At 74.1% G+C, this 14466-nt stretch carries 14 protein-coding genes; 6 read left to right on the top strand and 8 right to left on the bottom strand.

From position 1 onward, the window contains the following. Positions 1–25: 25 nt before the first annotated feature. Complete coding sequence (locus ACZ6C6_RS30225; RefSeq protein WP_469207318.1) at positions 26–1948, top strand: DUF2264 domain-containing protein; 1923 nt, start codon at positions 26–28, stop codon at positions 1946–1948. Here ACZ6C6_RS30225 and ACZ6C6_RS30220 read toward each other — a convergent pair whose 3' ends face one another. The 6 genes from ACZ6C6_RS30220 to ACZ6C6_RS30195 all read right to left on the bottom strand — a co-directional run bounded on the left by ACZ6C6_RS30220 (position 1949) and on the right by ACZ6C6_RS30195 (position 7569). After that, positions 1949–2536 (bottom strand): GAF domain-containing protein, encoded by a 588-nt coding sequence (locus ACZ6C6_RS30220; RefSeq protein WP_469207316.1) that lies wholly within the window; start codon positions 2534–2536, stop codon positions 1949–1951. It abuts the gene before it with no gap. Then, positions 2533–3267 (bottom strand): GTP-binding protein, encoded by a 735-nt coding sequence (locus tag ACZ6C6_RS30215; protein WP_469207314.1) that lies wholly within the window; start codon positions 3265–3267, stop codon positions 2533–2535. Before ACZ6C6_RS30215 ends, ACZ6C6_RS30220 begins: the two co-directional genes overlap by 4 nt. Then, the gene (locus ACZ6C6_RS30210) at positions 3245–3616 is read right to left on the bottom strand and encodes a DUF742 domain-containing protein (RefSeq protein ID WP_469207312.1); all 372 of its coding nucleotides are present in this window, start codon (positions 3614–3616) and stop codon (positions 3245–3247) included. The genes ACZ6C6_RS30215 and ACZ6C6_RS30210 overlap by 23 nt, the downstream gene beginning before the upstream one ends. A gap of 2 nt (positions 3617–3618) precedes the next feature. After that, positions 3619–4053, bottom strand: a complete 435-nt coding sequence (locus tag ACZ6C6_RS30205) for a roadblock/LC7 domain-containing protein (protein ID WP_073965658.1) — start codon at positions 4051–4053, stop codon at positions 3619–3621. A gap of 7 nt (positions 4054–4060) precedes the next feature. After that, positions 4061–5935: a sensor histidine kinase gene (locus tag ACZ6C6_RS30200; protein ID WP_469207310.1), complete on the bottom strand. Its 1875-nt coding sequence runs from the start codon at positions 5933–5935 to the stop codon at positions 4061–4063. A 365-nt stretch (positions 5936–6300) separates the two neighbouring features. Continuing rightward, the gene (locus ACZ6C6_RS30195) at positions 6301–7569 is read right to left on the bottom strand and encodes an MBL fold metallo-hydrolase (protein ID WP_469207308.1); all 1269 of its coding nucleotides are present in this window, start codon (positions 7567–7569) and stop codon (positions 6301–6303) included. 328 nt (positions 7570–7897) lie between these two features. Between ACZ6C6_RS30195 and ACZ6C6_RS30190 the strand changes: the two genes are divergently transcribed. After that, positions 7898–9106 (top strand): Glu/Leu/Phe/Val dehydrogenase dimerization domain-containing protein, encoded by a 1209-nt coding sequence (locus ACZ6C6_RS30190; protein WP_469207306.1) that lies wholly within the window; start codon positions 7898–7900, stop codon positions 9104–9106. A gap of 80 nt (positions 9107–9186) precedes the next feature. Beyond that, a complete protein-coding gene (locus ACZ6C6_RS30185) occupies positions 9187–9777 on the top strand; it encodes a TetR/AcrR family transcriptional regulator (RefSeq protein ID WP_469207614.1) in 591 nt (196 codons plus the stop codon). A gap of 42 nt (positions 9778–9819) precedes the next feature. Here the strand turns inward: ACZ6C6_RS30185 and ACZ6C6_RS30180 are convergent, their stop codons facing one another. Next, positions 9820–10824: a DUF6745 domain-containing protein gene (locus ACZ6C6_RS30180; protein ID WP_469207304.1), complete on the bottom strand. Its 1005-nt coding sequence runs from the start codon at positions 10822–10824 to the stop codon at positions 9820–9822. An 88-nt stretch (positions 10825–10912) separates the two neighbouring features. Continuing rightward, positions 10913–11239, bottom strand: a complete 327-nt coding sequence (locus ACZ6C6_RS30175) for a hypothetical protein (protein WP_018100127.1) — start codon at positions 11237–11239, stop codon at positions 10913–10915. Between the two features lie 174 nt (positions 11240–11413). Here ACZ6C6_RS30175 and ACZ6C6_RS30170 point away from each other — a divergent pair, with 174 nt between their 5' ends. Genes ACZ6C6_RS30170 through ACZ6C6_RS30160 form a run of 3 tightly spaced genes read left to right on the top strand, consistent with a single transcriptional unit; the run spans position 11414 to position 14457 of the window. Continuing rightward, positions 11414–12361: an STM4015 family protein gene (locus ACZ6C6_RS30170; RefSeq protein ID WP_469207302.1), complete on the top strand. Its 948-nt coding sequence runs from the start codon at positions 11414–11416 to the stop codon at positions 12359–12361. 7 nt (positions 12362–12368) lie between these two features. Beyond that, positions 12369–13331 carry an STM4015 family protein gene (locus tag ACZ6C6_RS30165; protein ID WP_469207300.1) on the top strand — a complete coding sequence of 321 codons (963 nt, stop codon included), beginning with the start codon at positions 12369–12371 and terminating at the stop codon, positions 13329–13331. Beyond that, positions 13312–14457, top strand: coding sequence for an STM4014 family protein (locus ACZ6C6_RS30160; RefSeq protein ID WP_469207298.1), 1146 nt, complete (start codon positions 13312–13314; stop codon positions 14455–14457). Before ACZ6C6_RS30165 ends, ACZ6C6_RS30160 begins: the two co-directional genes overlap by 20 nt. Positions 14458–14466: the final 9 nt, after the last annotated feature.

The following is a 14466-nucleotide window of genomic DNA, read 5'->3' as shown; positions in this document are numbered from 1 at the left end:
CGCACACACCAGGAGCACCGCCGTCATGTCCGTCGCCCCGCATCTGCACCTGCCGCCCACCGACCGGATCCTGTCCTCCCGCACCGGCTGGACCCGGGCCCATTGGGAGGCGACAGCCGACCGGATGCTGGACGCGCTGACGCCGTACGCGACACCGGGCTTCGCCCAGTACCGGCTGCCCGGCCGGAACAGCTGGTCCGGTGTCGTGTCTGACGGACTGGAGGGTTTCGCCCGGTCGTTCCTGCTGGCCGCGTTCCGGATCGCGGGCGCGGGCGGGGCGGTCGACCCCGCCCTGACCGAGCGGTACGCGGCGGGGCTCGCGGCGGGGACCGATCCGGCGAGCGGTGAGGCGTGGCCGCGTCTGACGGACTGCTCGCAGCAGCTGGTGGAGGCGGCGTCGGTGGCCGTCGCGCTGCACGAGACCAGGCCGTGGATCTGGGACCGGCTGGACGCCCGGGTGCAGGAGCGGGTCGCCGACTGGTTCTCCGGCTTCGTCGGCGGGCGCACCTGGGACAACAACTGGCGCCTGTTCCAGGTGGTTTCCGAGCAGTTCCTGGCGTCGGTCGGCGCCCCGTACAGCAAGTCCGACATCGAGGGCGGGCTCGACCGGATCGAGGACTGGTACGTCGGCGACGGCTGGTACACCGACGGCAGCGGGCGCAATTTCGACTACTACATCGGCTGGGCCATGCATCTGTACCCGCTGCTGTGGGCGCGGATCGCCGGCCCGGACGGCGACGGCGGCCGGGCGGCCGTCTACCGGGAGCGCCTCGGGCGCTTCCTGGAGGACTACCCCCGTTTCTTCGGCGCCGACGGTGCCCCGGTTCACCAGGGCCGCTCGCTGTGCTACCGCTTCGCGTCGCTGGCCCCGGTCTGGATGGGCGCCGTCGCGGACTGCACCCCGCTCGCGCCCGGGCTCACCCGGCGCCTCGCCTCCGGGGCGCTGCGCCACTTCGCGGAGCGCGGGGTGCCCGACGAGCGGGGGCTGCTGACGCTCGGCTGGTACGACACGTTCCTGCCGACGACGCAGCCGTACTCCGGTCCGGCGTCACCGTACTGGGCGAGCAAGGGCTTCCTCGGGCTGCTGCTCCCGGCCGACCACGAGGTGTGGACGGCGCGCGAACTGCCGCTGCCCGTAGAGGAGTCGGACACCTACACCGCGCTTCCGGCGCCCGGCTGGCTGCTGCACGGCACCCGGCACGACGGGATCGTCCGGCTGGTCAACCACGGCAGCGATCACCATCCGCTCCCAGCGGCGGGCGACGCCGACCCGGACGCGGGGGCGGAGGACGACGACCCGCACTACGCGAAGCTCGCCTACTCGACGGCGACCGCCCCGGAGTCCGCGCCGCACGCCTTCGCCCGGAACATCGACAACCACCTGGCGCTGCTGGCCCCGGACGGCACCCCGTCCCGGCGGCGCCGCATCCACCCGGTGCGTTGCGAGGACCGCGTCGCCGCGTCCTGGTCGGCGGCCCGGCTGCCGGACGACGCGCACGCGTACCGGATCGAGACGACGAGCGTGCTGCACGGGCCGTGGGAGATCCGGGTGCACCGGGTCGAGGCGCCGGAGGGTGCCGTGGTCCGGGAGGGCGGCCACGCCGTCGCGCACCGGACGAGCCCGTTCGCCACCTCGGGCCCCGGCTGGGCGCTCGCCCGGACCGCCGACGGCCTGTCCAGCGCGGTGGTCGGGCTGTACGGCTGGGACGGCGGGCCCGAGGGCGCCGAGGTGGCACGGGACGTGGAGTCCAACGCGTACGGACCGCACTCGGCCGTCCCGTATCTGCGCGGTGCTCCCCACCCGGGTGGCCGGAGCGTCCATGTCACGCTCGTGGTGCTCTCCCGGGACAGCGTCCACCCCGAGGCGCTCCGCACGGCCGTGCGGGTGCGGGTGGCCGGGGAGGCGGTGACGCTGGGCTTCCTGGACGGCCGCACGGTCGAGGTCTGATCAGAAGCCCGGTTCGTGCTCCTCCCTGCGGTCGAGATGGCCGATGAGCTCCTGCGCCAGGGACTTGATGGTGTCGAGCCCCGCCCTTCCCCAGGAGCGGGGCACGGTGTCCACGGCGCAGACGGCGCCCAGGGTGATTCCGGTGCGGTCGATGAGCGGTGCCCCCAGGTAGGAGCGGATGCCTATGTCGTCCACGACCGGGTTGCCCGCGAAGCGCGGGTAGTCGCAGACGTCCTCCAGGACGAGCGCCTTGCGCCGGACGACCACGTGCGGGCAGTAGCCGTGGTCGAGGGCCACGTAACGGCCGTTGCGGCCGCTGCCCGCGGCGGTGGCCCCCAGGTCCGAGCCCCTGCGGGTCCCGGCGGGGGTGTGCAGTCCGGCGTAGAACTGCCGGTTCCCGTCGATGAAGTTGACCATCGAGAACGGCACGTCCGTCACTTCGGCCACCCTGTCGGCGAAGGCGTCGAAGTTGTCGAACGAGGCGTCGTCCCGCTCTCCCAGCCCCAGGCTCCGCAGCCGCCGCGTGCGGGCGGGCGCTTCGCCGTCGACCGGGGTGAGCAGCAGCCGCCCGGCGGCGCGCGGGATCACTGCCCGGCCCCGAATCCGGCGTGCCCGGGGAGCGGCACGGCGTCGTCGGTGGCGTTGATGAGGTGCTGGACCAGCGTCACCAGCGTGCCGGTTCCGGAGCTGGCGATGCGGGCGTCGCAGAGCACGACCGGCACCTCCGGCGACAGGTCGAGCGCGGCGCGGACCTCCTCGGGGCCGTAGCGGTGGGCGCCGTCGAACTCGTTGACGGCGACGACGAATCCGATACCGCGCCGCTCGAAGAAGTCGACGGCCGCGAAGCACTCCTCCAGTCTGCGGGTGTCCGCGATCACGACGGCTCCCAGCGCGCCCTGCGAGAGTTCGTCCCACATGAACCAGAAGCGTTCCTGGCCCGGTGTGCCGAACAGGTACAGCACGTGCTGGTCGTCCAGCGTGATGCGGCCGAAGTCCATCGCCACGGTGGTGGAGGTCTTGGATTCGACGCCCTCCAGGCTGTCGGTCCCGGCGCTCGCCTGGGTCAGCAGTTCTTCCGTGCTCAGCGGCGCGATCTCGCTGACGGCGCCGACGAACGTCGTCTTGCCGACGCCGAATCCCCCGGCGACCAGCACCTTCAACGCGACGGGGAAGCCCTCGGGCGCGGCCTGCGGCGGGACGTACTCGGCGGTGGCGGTGTCCTGCCCGTACCCGCCGCCGGATCCGTCGTCCGCGTAGCCGTAGCCATAGCCGGAGCCGTCCGGGTAGCTGTAGCCGTCAGAGCTGTCGTCGTAAGCCATCGAGCACTGCCTCCAGCAGATGTCGGTCGGTGGGCATGTCTTGGAAGGCGGGCGCGTGTGCGGTGACGGCGCCGCAGTCGACCAGGTCGGAGAGGAGGACCTTGGTCACGACGGCGGGGAGCCTCAGATGGGCGGCGATCTCGGCCACCGATGTGGGGCCCTCGCAGAGTCCCAGGGCCACCGAGTGTTCGGGGCCGAGGTGGGTCTCGGGGACGCTTCCGGTGGCCATCACCAGGGACAGCAGGTCGAGCACGGCCGTGGGACGGGTACGGCCGTTGCTCACCGTGTAGGGGCGGATGAGGCGGCCCGCCGCGTCGTCCAGCAGCGGCCCTTCCTGGGTGACCGCCATGGTCACAGCCCCGCGGTGCCCGGTGTCCCGGCCGTCTGTCTCACCGGGGTCATCAGATAGGGCCGCACGCTCTTCACCAGCATGGTCATCTCGTAGCCGAGGACGGCGGCGTCGGCGTTGCGGCCGGCGAGGACGGCCAGACAGGTGCCGGAGCCGGCGGTGGCGACGAAGAGCAGCGTCGAATCGAGCTCCACGACCACCTGCCGGACCTCGCCGTTGTCCCCGAACCTCGCCCCGGCGCTGCGGCCGAGCGAGTAGAGGCCGGCCGCCAGAGCCGCCATGTGGTCGGCGCTGTCGGCGTCCATGCCGTGGAGGGACTTCACCAGCCCGTCGGCGGAGAGCAGGACCGCGCTGCGGGTGTACGGCACGCGCTGGACCAGGCCGCTCAGCAGCCAGTCGAGGTCCGAGACCTGGCCGGACGGCGTATCGGTCGCCATGGGGCATCTACTCCTTGATGGGGTTCGCTGCGAGTGGGTCGTGGTCGCCGGGGTGGGCGCCGGCTCCGTGCAGTTGCGCGGGCTGGGCGGCGCCCCGGACGGGGAGCGGGCGGGCCGGTGCGCCCAGTTGGGCGGCCGTCGTCATGTGCGTGGCTCCGGCCGGCGCCTCGGGCGCGGGTTCCCGCTCGGCCTCGGCCCGGGCCTCGGCGAGGTCGATGCCGCGCCGGAAGGCGGCGACGAGCCCGGGGTCGTGCAGGACGGGTTCGTCCGCGGACCGGGGCGCGGGGGCCTCCCGGAGCTGCGGGACCAGGTGCTCCTGGTTGGCGCGCCTGGGCAGCAGGGGCCGGTCGGCCGCGGTCTTGGGCGCGGTCCCGTCGTCGGTCGCGGCGGCGGGCGGCGCGTGGTCCGCGGCCCGGTCCGTGCGCTCGATGCGCATCGGCAGGGGCGGGGCCTCGTCCTGGCCACCCGGGCCCGGCCGGGACGGAGTCCGGTGCGGGCTGGGCTGCTGGCTCGGGACGTAGGGCCGGCGTTCCGGCTCGGGGGCGGGCGCCGGTTCGCGCGGGGCCGGGCGGTCCTCCAGGGGCGGCGGGCGGTGCACGGGGCCGGTGGGCGGGACGGGTGCTTCTCCGGCGGCGCCGGGGGCGTCCTCGTCGGCGCCGAGCAGGGTCTGCGGGAGGACCAGGACGGCCTGGGTGCCTCCGTAGATGTTGCTCTGGAGCCGTACGGCGATGCCGTGCCGGCGGGCCAGCGAGGCGACCACGAAGAGGCCGATGCGGCCGTCCTGGAGGAGGCGCGCGACGTTGACCTGGTCGGGGTCGGTGAGCAGGGCGTTCATCCGCTTCTGTTCGTCGCCGGGCATGCCGAGTCCGCGGTCCTCGACCTCCAGGGCGAGCCCGGCGGTGACGCGCTGGGCACGCAGCAGGACCTGGGTGTGCGGGGCGGAGAACACCGTGGCGTTCTCCACGAGTTCGGCGAGGAGGTGGATGACGTCGGCCACGGCGTGCCCGCGCAGGGTGCCGTCGATCGGGGGGACGAGCTTGACCCGGGGGTACTGCTCGACCTCGGCGATCGCCGAGCGCAGCACCTCGGTCATGGTGACCGGGTTGCTCCACTGGCGGCGGGAGACGGCGCCGCCGAGCACGGCGAGGTTCTCGGCGTGGCGGCGGATGCGGGTGGCGAGGTGGTCGACGTGGAAGAGGCCCTTGAGCAGGTCCGGGTCCTCGACCTCGTGCTCCAGCTCGTCCAGCAGCTGGATCTCGCGGTGCACGAGCGACTGGAGGCGGCGGGCGAGGTTGACGAAGACCTCGACCTTCTGGTCCTCGCCGCTGGGCTCGGCGAGCCGGGAAGCCTCGACGACGGTGGCCACGGCGGCCTCCTGCTGGCGGCCCAGCTCCTGTGCCAGCAGCTCGAAGGGGTCGCCGCCGGGCGGCTGGTTCTGCGGGGCGCGCCGGGCGGGCACGGGCTCTCCGTTGCGCAGCTGTTCCACGACGCGTTGCAGGTCGGCCTGGTGCTGGGCGCTGGTCCGGCGCAGCGCGAGGCAGCGGCCGAAGACCGTGGTGGCGGCGCGGTTGGCGGCCAGGAAGGCGGCGAGGATCGCGGCGAGCGCGAGGGCGGCCGCCGAGCCGAGGGCGATCCAGAGCTCCGTGGACGGCCGTGCGTGGCCCGCGCGGGCGGTGAAGATGACGGCCCCGGCGCCTGCGAGGGCGACGGCGAGGGCCGGCAGCACGGCGGTGCGCAGGAGTTGAGGGCGTATGCGCGCCTCGGGGGTCGGGCGGGCGGCGCGTGGTCTGGCCGCGGCCGAGTGGGAACGGGCGCCCGGTCGGCCGTGCCGCCCGCCCTCTCGTCGATCCGGTCGCGCGTCGGGTGCGCGAAGTTGAGACATCAGCGTCCTCGGTACGTGGGGCCCCAGGCATCTGCGTTCATGTGGTGGCACCTACGGTGGTCGGGCATTCTCGGGTCATCGGCCGGGCAGGCCCGGAGAATATGAGCCCACCGTTGATCACCGGGCACACACGGTAGTCGCCAGAAGTGCGGCCGCGATGGGCAGTTGTGGAACTTGCCCGCCATCCGTCCCGCTCTGGTATGAGCGCTCGCACGGGCGACCGATTCCCGCGGGCAGGTTTCCGGGGCCGCCACCGTTCCCGTACGCGCGTGAGCCCCCTCGACGTGGGCCGAGGGGGCTCGTGTGCCGGTGCGCGGAGGCGCCTCCCGGACCCGAGCGGGGTCGCGGGAGGTGAAGCCGGGGGATCAGGGCTGGGGTGCCCGGTCGAGGTCCCTGCCGGAGTCCGGCGCGGTGCTGTCCGCCGGTTCGTGGAGCTGTACGTGGACGGGGGGCCAGTTGCCCCAGCCGGGGGCCGGTTCGGCGGCGACGGCGCGCCACCACGGCTCGACGGGCGGCGGATCTGCGGGCTCGAACGGCTGGCCGGGGCGCGGGGCGGCCATGGTGACGCCCACGGACCGGGTGGCGCGCATCGACCACTCGGCCGGCTCCGCCCAGGGGTGCAGCGCGAGGTTGAACGTCCCCCAGTGGATCGGCAGCATCACGCCCGCGCCGGGGTCGTCGCCCTGGAGGTCGAGGTGGGCGCGCACTCCCTCGTCGGGGCTCATGTGGATGTCGGGCCAGGCGCCCGGCTCCGGCACGCTGTCCGTGCGGTCCTTGGGCCAGTACTGGCTGTACGCGCCGATCTGGATCATGGTCGCGTCGAACGGGCCGTGCTCGGCGCCGATGGTCCGGAAGCCGGGGAAGTATCCGGTGTCGCCGCTGTGGTAGATCCGGTGCTCGGGTCCGGCGACGGCCCAGGAGGCCCAGAGGGTGTGCTGCTGGTTGCGCAGGCCGCGTCCGCAGAAGTGACGGGCGGGGGTGGCGGTGAGGCTGATGCCGGCGACCGCGGTGGTCTCGTTCCAGTCGAGCTCGCGGAGCCGGTCGGGGGCGACGCCCCAGCGTTCCAGGTGGGCGCCGACGCCGAGCGGGACCGCGAAGACCGTGTCCGTACGGGCCAGGGCGCGGATCGTCGGGAGGTCGAGGTGGTCGTAGTGGTCGTGCGAGATCACCACCACGTCGACCGGTCCCAGGGCGCCGAGCGGCACGGGGGCCGGATGCAGGCGCCGGGGTCCGGCGAACGCGAAGGGGGAACAGCGCTCGCCCCAGACCGGGTCGAACAGCACGCGCCGCCCGTCGATCTCGGCGAGGACGCTGGAGTGCCCCATCCAGGTGATCCGGAGCCCGGAGGCGGGCGGCCGGGCAAGGTCGGCGACGGTCGTGGCGTGCACGGGCACCGGGGCGGCGGGTGCCCGGAGCACCCGCTCCTCCTTGCGGAAGTAGACCCGGGCGAACTCCAGGGTGGAACCGGAGGGTCTGATCCGCGCGCCCACCGGGTTCTGGAAGACACCGTCGGCGAACTGGGGGGACCGGCGGATGCGCTCCATGCGTGCGCCGTCCGGGTCGGCCCCGAAGGCAGCGGGGCGCAGCGCACGCAGCCGGGTGCGGAGCGGGAGCCTGTGGTCAGCGCCGGTCACGGTGTCTCCTGAGGAGTCGGGGTCGTCCCATTATGGCCAAGGGGTACGACTGTGCGAGAGCGGAACACCCGGGTGGGGGCGTTCCGCACCGACCGCCTTGCCCGCGTCGCCGTCCGTACACGTGCCCGCCTCCCGCGATACCGGCGCGTTCCGGCCACCGGGGCCGCGCGGCGGCGGAGGCCGCGTTGACAGGGGCACCCGGGCTCCAGATACTGACCGACGGTTCAGTAATGCGGCCGGTGACGACGTCCCGCCGGTCCCGGCCGCCCGGGACCGTGACCCGCCCGCCCCGGGACCACCCGCCGACAGTGACCGAGGAGCACTCCCGATGACGACGCCTCCGGTGTCCCCGCCCGCCCCGCTCATCTCGCTGACCTGGACCGATCACGCCACCGGCTGCCGGGGCCACCTCGTGGTGGACCGGCTGGTGCGCGGGGTGTCCAGCGGCGGCCTCCGGATGCGGCCGGGCCTCACTCTGGAGGAGGTGGCGGGTCTGGCCCGGGGCATGACGATGAAGGAGGCCCTGCACTTCGACGCGGACCGGCCCGGGGCCCGCTACATACCGCTGGGCGGCGCCAAGGGCGGCATCGACTGCGACCCGCGCGACCCGGCGGCGTACGGCGTCCTGGTCCGCTATCTGCGGGCGGTGCGCCCGTACATCGAGAGCGTCTGGACGACCGGTGAGGACCTGGGCCTCTCGCAGGACCTGGTGGACCGCGCGGCGGCGGAGGCGGGTCTTGTCTCGACCGTGCAGGCCGTCTACCCGCTCCTCGACGACGAGGCCGGGGCCCGGCGCCGGCTGGCCGACGCCTTCGCCCTGGAGGTGGACGGCATCGGCCTGGACGAACTGGTCGGCGGCTGCGGGGTCGCCGAGGCGGCGCTCGCCGCGCTGGACCGGGACGGGGTCGCGTACGACGGTGCGCGGGTGGCTCTCCAGGGGCTCGGGACCATGGGCGGGGCGACCGCCCGCTTCCTCGCCCGGGCCGGGCTCCGCGTGGTCGCCGTAGCCGACGTCAAGGGCACGATCGCGAACCCGGACGGGCTCGACGTCGAGGCGCTGCTCGCGGCCCGGGACGCGCACGGAACCGTGGACCGGGGCGCGCTGCGCGCCGGTGACCGGGAGCTTCCGGCCGACGCCTGGCTGGTCCAGGACGCGGAGGTGCTCGTCCCGGCCGCCGTGTCCTACGCCGTGGACGCGGCGAACCAGGCCGGGATCAGGGCCCGCTGGGTGGTGGAGGCCGCGAACATGCCGGTGCTGCCGGAGGCCGAAGCGCTGCTCGCGGCGCGCGGGATCACCGTACTGCCCGATGTGGTGGCCAACTCCGGGACCAACGCCTGGTGGTGGTGGACCCTGTTCGGCGACATCCGGGCCGACGCGGAGGAGGCGTTCGCGCACACCCGGCGGGCGATGCGCGAACTGGTCGGCCTGGTGCTGGCCCGCGCGGCCGAGGACGGCTGCACCCCACGCGCGGCGGCGCACGCGGTGGCCGCCGACCGGCTGCCGGTGATGGCGGAGCGCTTCGGCTGGTACCGCTGACCCGGGGCCGCCCGGCCTGCTCCGGTCCGCCCGGGGCGGGCATTGGTTAGGGTGACCGCGTGGCAAGAGTGCGGTTGGGAGTGGCGGAGCGGCGCGAGGAGTTGCTGCGTGCCGCCGTCGAGCAGATCGAGGTGCGCGGTGTCGCGGCCGTGCGGATCGCCGATGTGGCGTCCGTGCTCGGCGTGAGCAACGCGCTCGTGCTCTATCACTTCTCCACCAAGGAGAAGCTGGTCGCGGCCGCCTTCGCGCACGCGGCCGAGAGCGATCTCGCCCATCTGCGGAAGCTGTTGGGCCGCCGCACGACCGCCGTACGCAGGCTGCGCGCGGCCGTCCGCTGGTACGCGCCGACGGGCCAGGCCAAGGGCTGGCGGCTGTGGATCGAGGGCTGGGCCGCGTCCCTCCGCGACCCTGCCCTGCGCAATGTGGCCGGCGACCTCGACCAGCAGTGGAAGGCCGAGCTGGCCGAGGTCATCGAGGAGGGCGCGGCGGCGGGCGAGTTCCACTGCGACGACCCGATGTCCGTGGCCTGGCGGCTGACCGCCCTGCTGGACGGGCTGGCCGTGCAGATGACCTCGTACAACGGTCCGCTGTCCCGGGCCACGATGCTGGAGTGGACCGAGCAGGCGCTCGCCCGTGAACTGGGCATCGACCACGAGACCCTGACGGCCTGACCGAGCTCCCTCGCTTTCCGCCCGCTCCCCCGGGCGTCCCGGTCAGGTCTGCTGGAGCGGCTCGTAGACCTCGCTGTCGAGGCCGAAGGTCCAGGCGACGCCCTCCCGGGCGGTCCTGGTCCTGGGCGGGACCCGGAGCCAGTAGGTGCGGTGGGTGCCGTCCGGTTCGGGCGTCGAGTTGACCACCTCGACCATGGCGACGTCCTCGTCACCGGTGAGCGCGATCCGCCAGAGGATGCCCGTCTCGTCGCGGTGGACCGGCTCGGCGCCCGACTCGGTGAGGTAGCGGTCGTAGCCGTAGTACTCCAGCATCACGCGGCGCAGCTCCGCGTTCTCCTCGGAGCGGATGCGCTCCGGGGTCAGCGCGGCCAGCTCGTCCAGGAACTCCCGGGGCACGGGCATGCCCCGCCAGGCGTACAGCGCGAAGCCATCCGGGTAGCGGAGCGCCGGTCCGTCGCCCCGGTCGAGGCGGCCCGCCTCGTCGCGGTGCAGGGCCTCCGGGCGCTCGCAGATCACGGCGACCCGCTCGTAGGGCCACCACCAGCCCGCGTTCCGCGCCACCGCCGCCAGTCCGTCGAGCCGGTCGCCCCGGCCGTCGAAGGCGGCGAGCCATGCCGCGTCGTGCTGCCCGAGCACCGCGTCGAGCAGGACCAGGCGCACCCGGGACTCGGCTTCGGTGTCCGCACCGGCGAGGTCGGCGACCACCCCGGCCCGTATCCGCTCGGCGAGGCCCGCGGTGCTCTCCCAGAGCTGTGCACCGGTGGCCGACCAGAGGGCGGACCAGCCGGCCGGGCCCAACGCGTCGTACACCCGGCGCCGTTCCTCCGCCCAGGGGCGGGTGCGCACCTCGTCCCGGACCGAGCGCCCCGGGGCGGTCAGCCTGCCGACGGCCTCGACGGCTTCCCTGGGCGAACCGGCCCAGACGAACTCCTCCGGCTCGGCCAGCCCCGCGCTGCGGTAGGCGAGCCGGACCCCATCCTCGGCGGCCGCCCGGTCCGCCGCGCCCGTCGCCGCCGCCACGCCCCGCCAAGAGTCCACGTACTGCATCGGTTTCCCCGTCCCCTGCTTCCTGTTCCGCTCTGATTTCCTGATCCCGCGCCCTGCGGTCCCACTGCCCCGCTCGCCCGGCCGTCGCTCAGTCGGCGACGATGCGGACCGCCCCCGGCGCGTACTCGCGCTGGCGCACCACGCGGAACCAGCCCTGGGGCAGCGGGATCGTCGCGTGCTCCTCGTGCACCACGCGCCCGCCCTCGGGGAGATGGAGCAGCATCGGGCCGAACACCCCGCCCTCCCGGATCAGCCGGCCGGGCCCCGGCACCGCGTGCGCGTGTCCGGTGACCTCACCGAGCGCGAGGACCAGCCGGCCCCGTGCGTCGCGCAGTTCGCCCGCCGCCTCCAGGAGGTGCGCGGGCACCGCCGACTCCTCCAGTGGCACGATCAGTACATCGCCCTGCCGGTACACAGACCTCTCCCCTCCGTGGCGGCACCCGGTGCGCCGGCCACATCGAAAACGCTACGGCGGGGGTCTGACAATCGGCCGTCGTGCGGTCGCGGGCGGGGGCGGTCGCGTTGTTGTCAGTGGGCCTTGATAGACCTTGCGGACATCAATCCGTCGCCGTCATCAGGAGCTCAGGGCATGTCCGTGGACCACCTTCACGAGTTGCTCGGCCTTCCGGCCGTCGATTTCCAGTCCGGTACGGACGGCGGCCCCCGGCCCGCCGCCGACGCAGCCGCCTGGCGGGTGTCCATCGACGCCTACGAGGACGAGGGCACCTGGGAGGAGGAGTTCAACGCCTTCCTGGAGGAAGTCGATCCGGCGGGCGTCCGGGCGCTGATCATCGGGCAGTGGGGCGAGTCGTACGAGGAGAAGTCCTCGTACCCGATCGGTCTCGTCATCGCGGCCGCCGACCGGCTGACGTCGCTCGAAGCGGTGTTCGTCGGGGATCTGACGATGGAGGAGGCGGAGATCTCCTGGATCGAGCAGAGCGATGTCACCGCGCTGCTCGACGCCTTCCCCGCGCTGGTGGAGCTGGGTGTGCGCGGCGGCTCCGAGCTGGTCTTCCCGGCGGCGAAGCACGAGCGGCTGCGGGCGCTGACCATCGAGACGGGCGGGCTGCCGCGCGAGGTGGTGCGCGGTGTCCTGGAGAGCGAACTGCCCGCGTTGGAACGGCTGGAGCTGTGGCTCGGTGTCTCGGCCTACGGCGGCGACGCCGATGTGTCGGACCTGGCGCCGCTGCTGGCCGGGACGCGCTTCCCGGCCCTGCACCACCTCGGCCTGCGCAACAGCGAGATCCAGAACGAGATCGCGGCCGCGGTGGCCTCGGCCCCGCTGGTGGCACGGCTGAAGACCCTGGACCTGTCCTGCGGCACGCTCGGCGACGAGGGGGCGGCCGCTCTCCTGGAGGGCCAGCCGCTGACCCATCTCGACGTGCTGGACCTGCACCACCACTTCCTCACCGAGCCGATGGAGCGCCGCGTCACCGAGGCGCTGGAGCCGCACGGGGTGCGGGTGGACCTTTCGGAGCGCTGTGAGCCGTGGGACAACCGCGGCCCGGCGGGCCGGTACGTCACGGTGTCGGAGTGACGGCGCGATGACCGGCATCGATCACCCCTGCTCCTTCCACGGCATGCCCGTCTTCACCCTGCCGGAGCCGGGCGACGAGCGCCCACTGCCTCCGGCGGACGCCACGGCCTGGCGGCTGGACTGCGGTTGGGAGGGGCTTGAGTTCGCCGCCGTGTGGAAGCACTTCCTGGAGACGGTCGACCCGGCCCGGGTCCGGGCCCTGGTGATCGGCCACTGGTGGCAGGGCAACTACAGTTCCCTGGCTCCCGTGGTGGAGCTGATCGCCTCGGACGCGGCCCGGTTCCCGGCACTGCGCGCTCTGTTCCTCGCCGATGTGGTGGGCGAGGAGTGCGAGGTGTCGTGGCTCCAGATGTGCGACATCACACCGGTGCTCCAGGCGTTCCCGCGCCTGGAGGAGCTGGTGGTGCGGGGCGGTGGCAGCGGGCTGAGCGAGGAGACGCTGGAGCTGCACCCGGTGCGGCACGAGGCGCTGAAGGCCCTGCGCTTCGAGTCCGGTGGTCTGCCCGGTCCTGTGGTGCGCGCGGTCGGCGCCTGCGAACTGCCCGCGCTGGAGCGGCTGGAGCTGTGGTTCGGCTCCCAGTGGTACGGGGGCGACGCGACGGTGGCGGACATGGCTCCGCTGCTGTCCGGGGGCGGTCTCCCCCGGCTGCGTCATCTCGGGCTCCAGAACAGCGAGATCCAGGACGAGATCGCCGTGGCGGTCGCCTCCGCACCGGTCGTCGCGCAGCTGGACTTCCTGGCGCTGTCGATGGGCACCCTCAGCGACACGGGGGGTCTGGCCCTCCTCGAAGGACAGCCGCTCACCCATCTGGGCGGCCTGGACCTGCACCACCACTACCTCGGCGACGAGGTGATGGAGCGCTTCGTGGAGCTGTCCCGGCGCCACGACGTCCACGTCGACCTGGCCGAGGCGGACGTGTGGGACCCGGACGACGAGGACGATTCACGTTATGTCGCCGTCAGCGAGTAGCGGCCCGCCGCGCCTCGCGGTCGTCGGCAATCCGGGCAGCCGCCGCGTCTCGCTCTTCCAGGACGCGGTGGCCGCCGCCGGCCTGCCCGAGGCGCGTACGGTCCCCTGGCTGGACGTGCTGCGGGGCGGGGCGCGCTTCCTGCCCGGGGAGACCGTGCGCGTCGAGTCGCCCGGCGAGGACGCGGAGGTGGACCGGCTGCTGCGCGGGGCCGACGAGCCGACGCGGGTGGAGGGCTCGGCCCTCTGGTACGCGCGGTTCACGGCCGCCGTACGTGAGGTGGCGCGGGCCGCGCAGGAGGCCGGCGCGCACCTGCTGGACGCCCCGGCCGACATCGCGGCGCTCTTCGACAAGCGGCTGTGCCACGGGGTGCTGGACTCCGCCGGGGTGCCCGTCCCCGCGTCACCGACCTCCGGCCCGGCCGGGGCGCCCGTGCGCGGCTGGGACGATGTGCGGGACCTGATGGCCGCCCACCGCATGCCCCGGGTGTTCGTGAAGCCCGCACACGGCTCGTCCGCCTCCGGCGTGCTGGCCGTGGAGACGGCGGGCGGGGGCAGGATCCGGGCGGCGACCTCCGTCGAGCGGGACCCGGCCGGCCGGCTGTACAACTCGCTGCGGGTCCGCCGCTGCACGACGGAGCGGGAGGTCGCGGCGGTGGTCGACGCGCTGGCGCCCGACGGGCTGCACATCGAGCGCTGGCTGCCCAAGGCCACCCAGCGCGGCCGGGCCGCCGACCTGCGCGTCGTCGTGGTCGCCGGGCGGGCCACCCACGCCGTGGTGCGCACCAGCGCGTCGCCGATGACCAATCTGCACCTGGGCGGGGCGCGGGGCGACCTGGCCGGGGTGCGGGCGGCCGTCGAGGCGGCGGGCGGTAGCTGGGGAGAAGCACTGGCGATCTGCGAGCGGGCCGCCGCCGCCTTCCCGGACACCCTGTGCGTCGGCGTCGATCTGCTGCCCCTGGCCGGCTGGCGGCGCTTCGCCGTCGGCGAGGTCAACGCCTTCGGGGATCTGCTGCCGAACCTCACCGGCCTGCCCGGCAGCGGCGCCGAGGGCCTGGACACCTACGCGGCGCAGATCGCCGCCGTACTGGAACGAGCAAGGAACGACCGTGTCAGCACGACCCCCTGAGCGCCTCCC

The sequence above is a fragment of the Streptomyces sp. NPDC041814 genome, assembly GCF_055590565.1.
This window is presented reverse-complemented; position numbering and strand designations above follow the sequence as displayed.

What these genes read in the sequence shown, in the direction of transcription:
- ACZ6C6_RS30225 (WP_469207318.1), top strand. Translation starts at nt 26, where the DNA reads ATGTCCGTCGCCCCGCATCTGCACCTGCCGCCCACCGACCGGATCCTG.
- ACZ6C6_RS30215 (WP_469207314.1), bottom strand. Translation starts at nt 3,267, where the DNA reads ATGGCTTACGACGACAGCTCTGACGGCTACAGCTACCCGGACGGCTCC.
- ACZ6C6_RS30210 (WP_469207312.1), bottom strand. Translation starts at nt 3,616, where the DNA reads ATGGCGGTCACCCAGGAAGGGCCGCTGCTGGACGACGCGGCGGGCCGC.
- ACZ6C6_RS30205 (WP_073965658.1), bottom strand. Translation starts at nt 4,053, where the DNA reads ATGGCGACCGATACGCCGTCCGGCCAGGTCTCGGACCTCGACTGGCTG.
- ACZ6C6_RS30200 (WP_469207310.1), bottom strand. Translation starts at nt 5,935, where the DNA reads ATGTCTCAACTTCGCGCACCCGACGCGCGACCGGATCGACGAGAGGGC.
- ACZ6C6_RS30190 (WP_469207306.1), top strand. Translation starts at nt 7,898, where the DNA reads ATGACGACGCCTCCGGTGTCCCCGCCCGCCCCGCTCATCTCGCTGACC.
- ACZ6C6_RS30180 (WP_469207304.1), bottom strand. Translation starts at nt 10,824, where the DNA reads ATGCAGTACGTGGACTCTTGGCGGGGCGTGGCGGCGGCGACGGGCGCG.
- ACZ6C6_RS30170 (WP_469207302.1), top strand. Translation starts at nt 11,414, where the DNA reads ATGTCCGTGGACCACCTTCACGAGTTGCTCGGCCTTCCGGCCGTCGAT.
- ACZ6C6_RS30165 (WP_469207300.1), top strand. Translation starts at nt 12,369, where the DNA reads ATGACCGGCATCGATCACCCCTGCTCCTTCCACGGCATGCCCGTCTTC.
- ACZ6C6_RS30160 (WP_469207298.1), top strand. Translation starts at nt 13,312, where the DNA reads ATGTCGCCGTCAGCGAGTAGCGGCCCGCCGCGCCTCGCGGTCGTCGGC.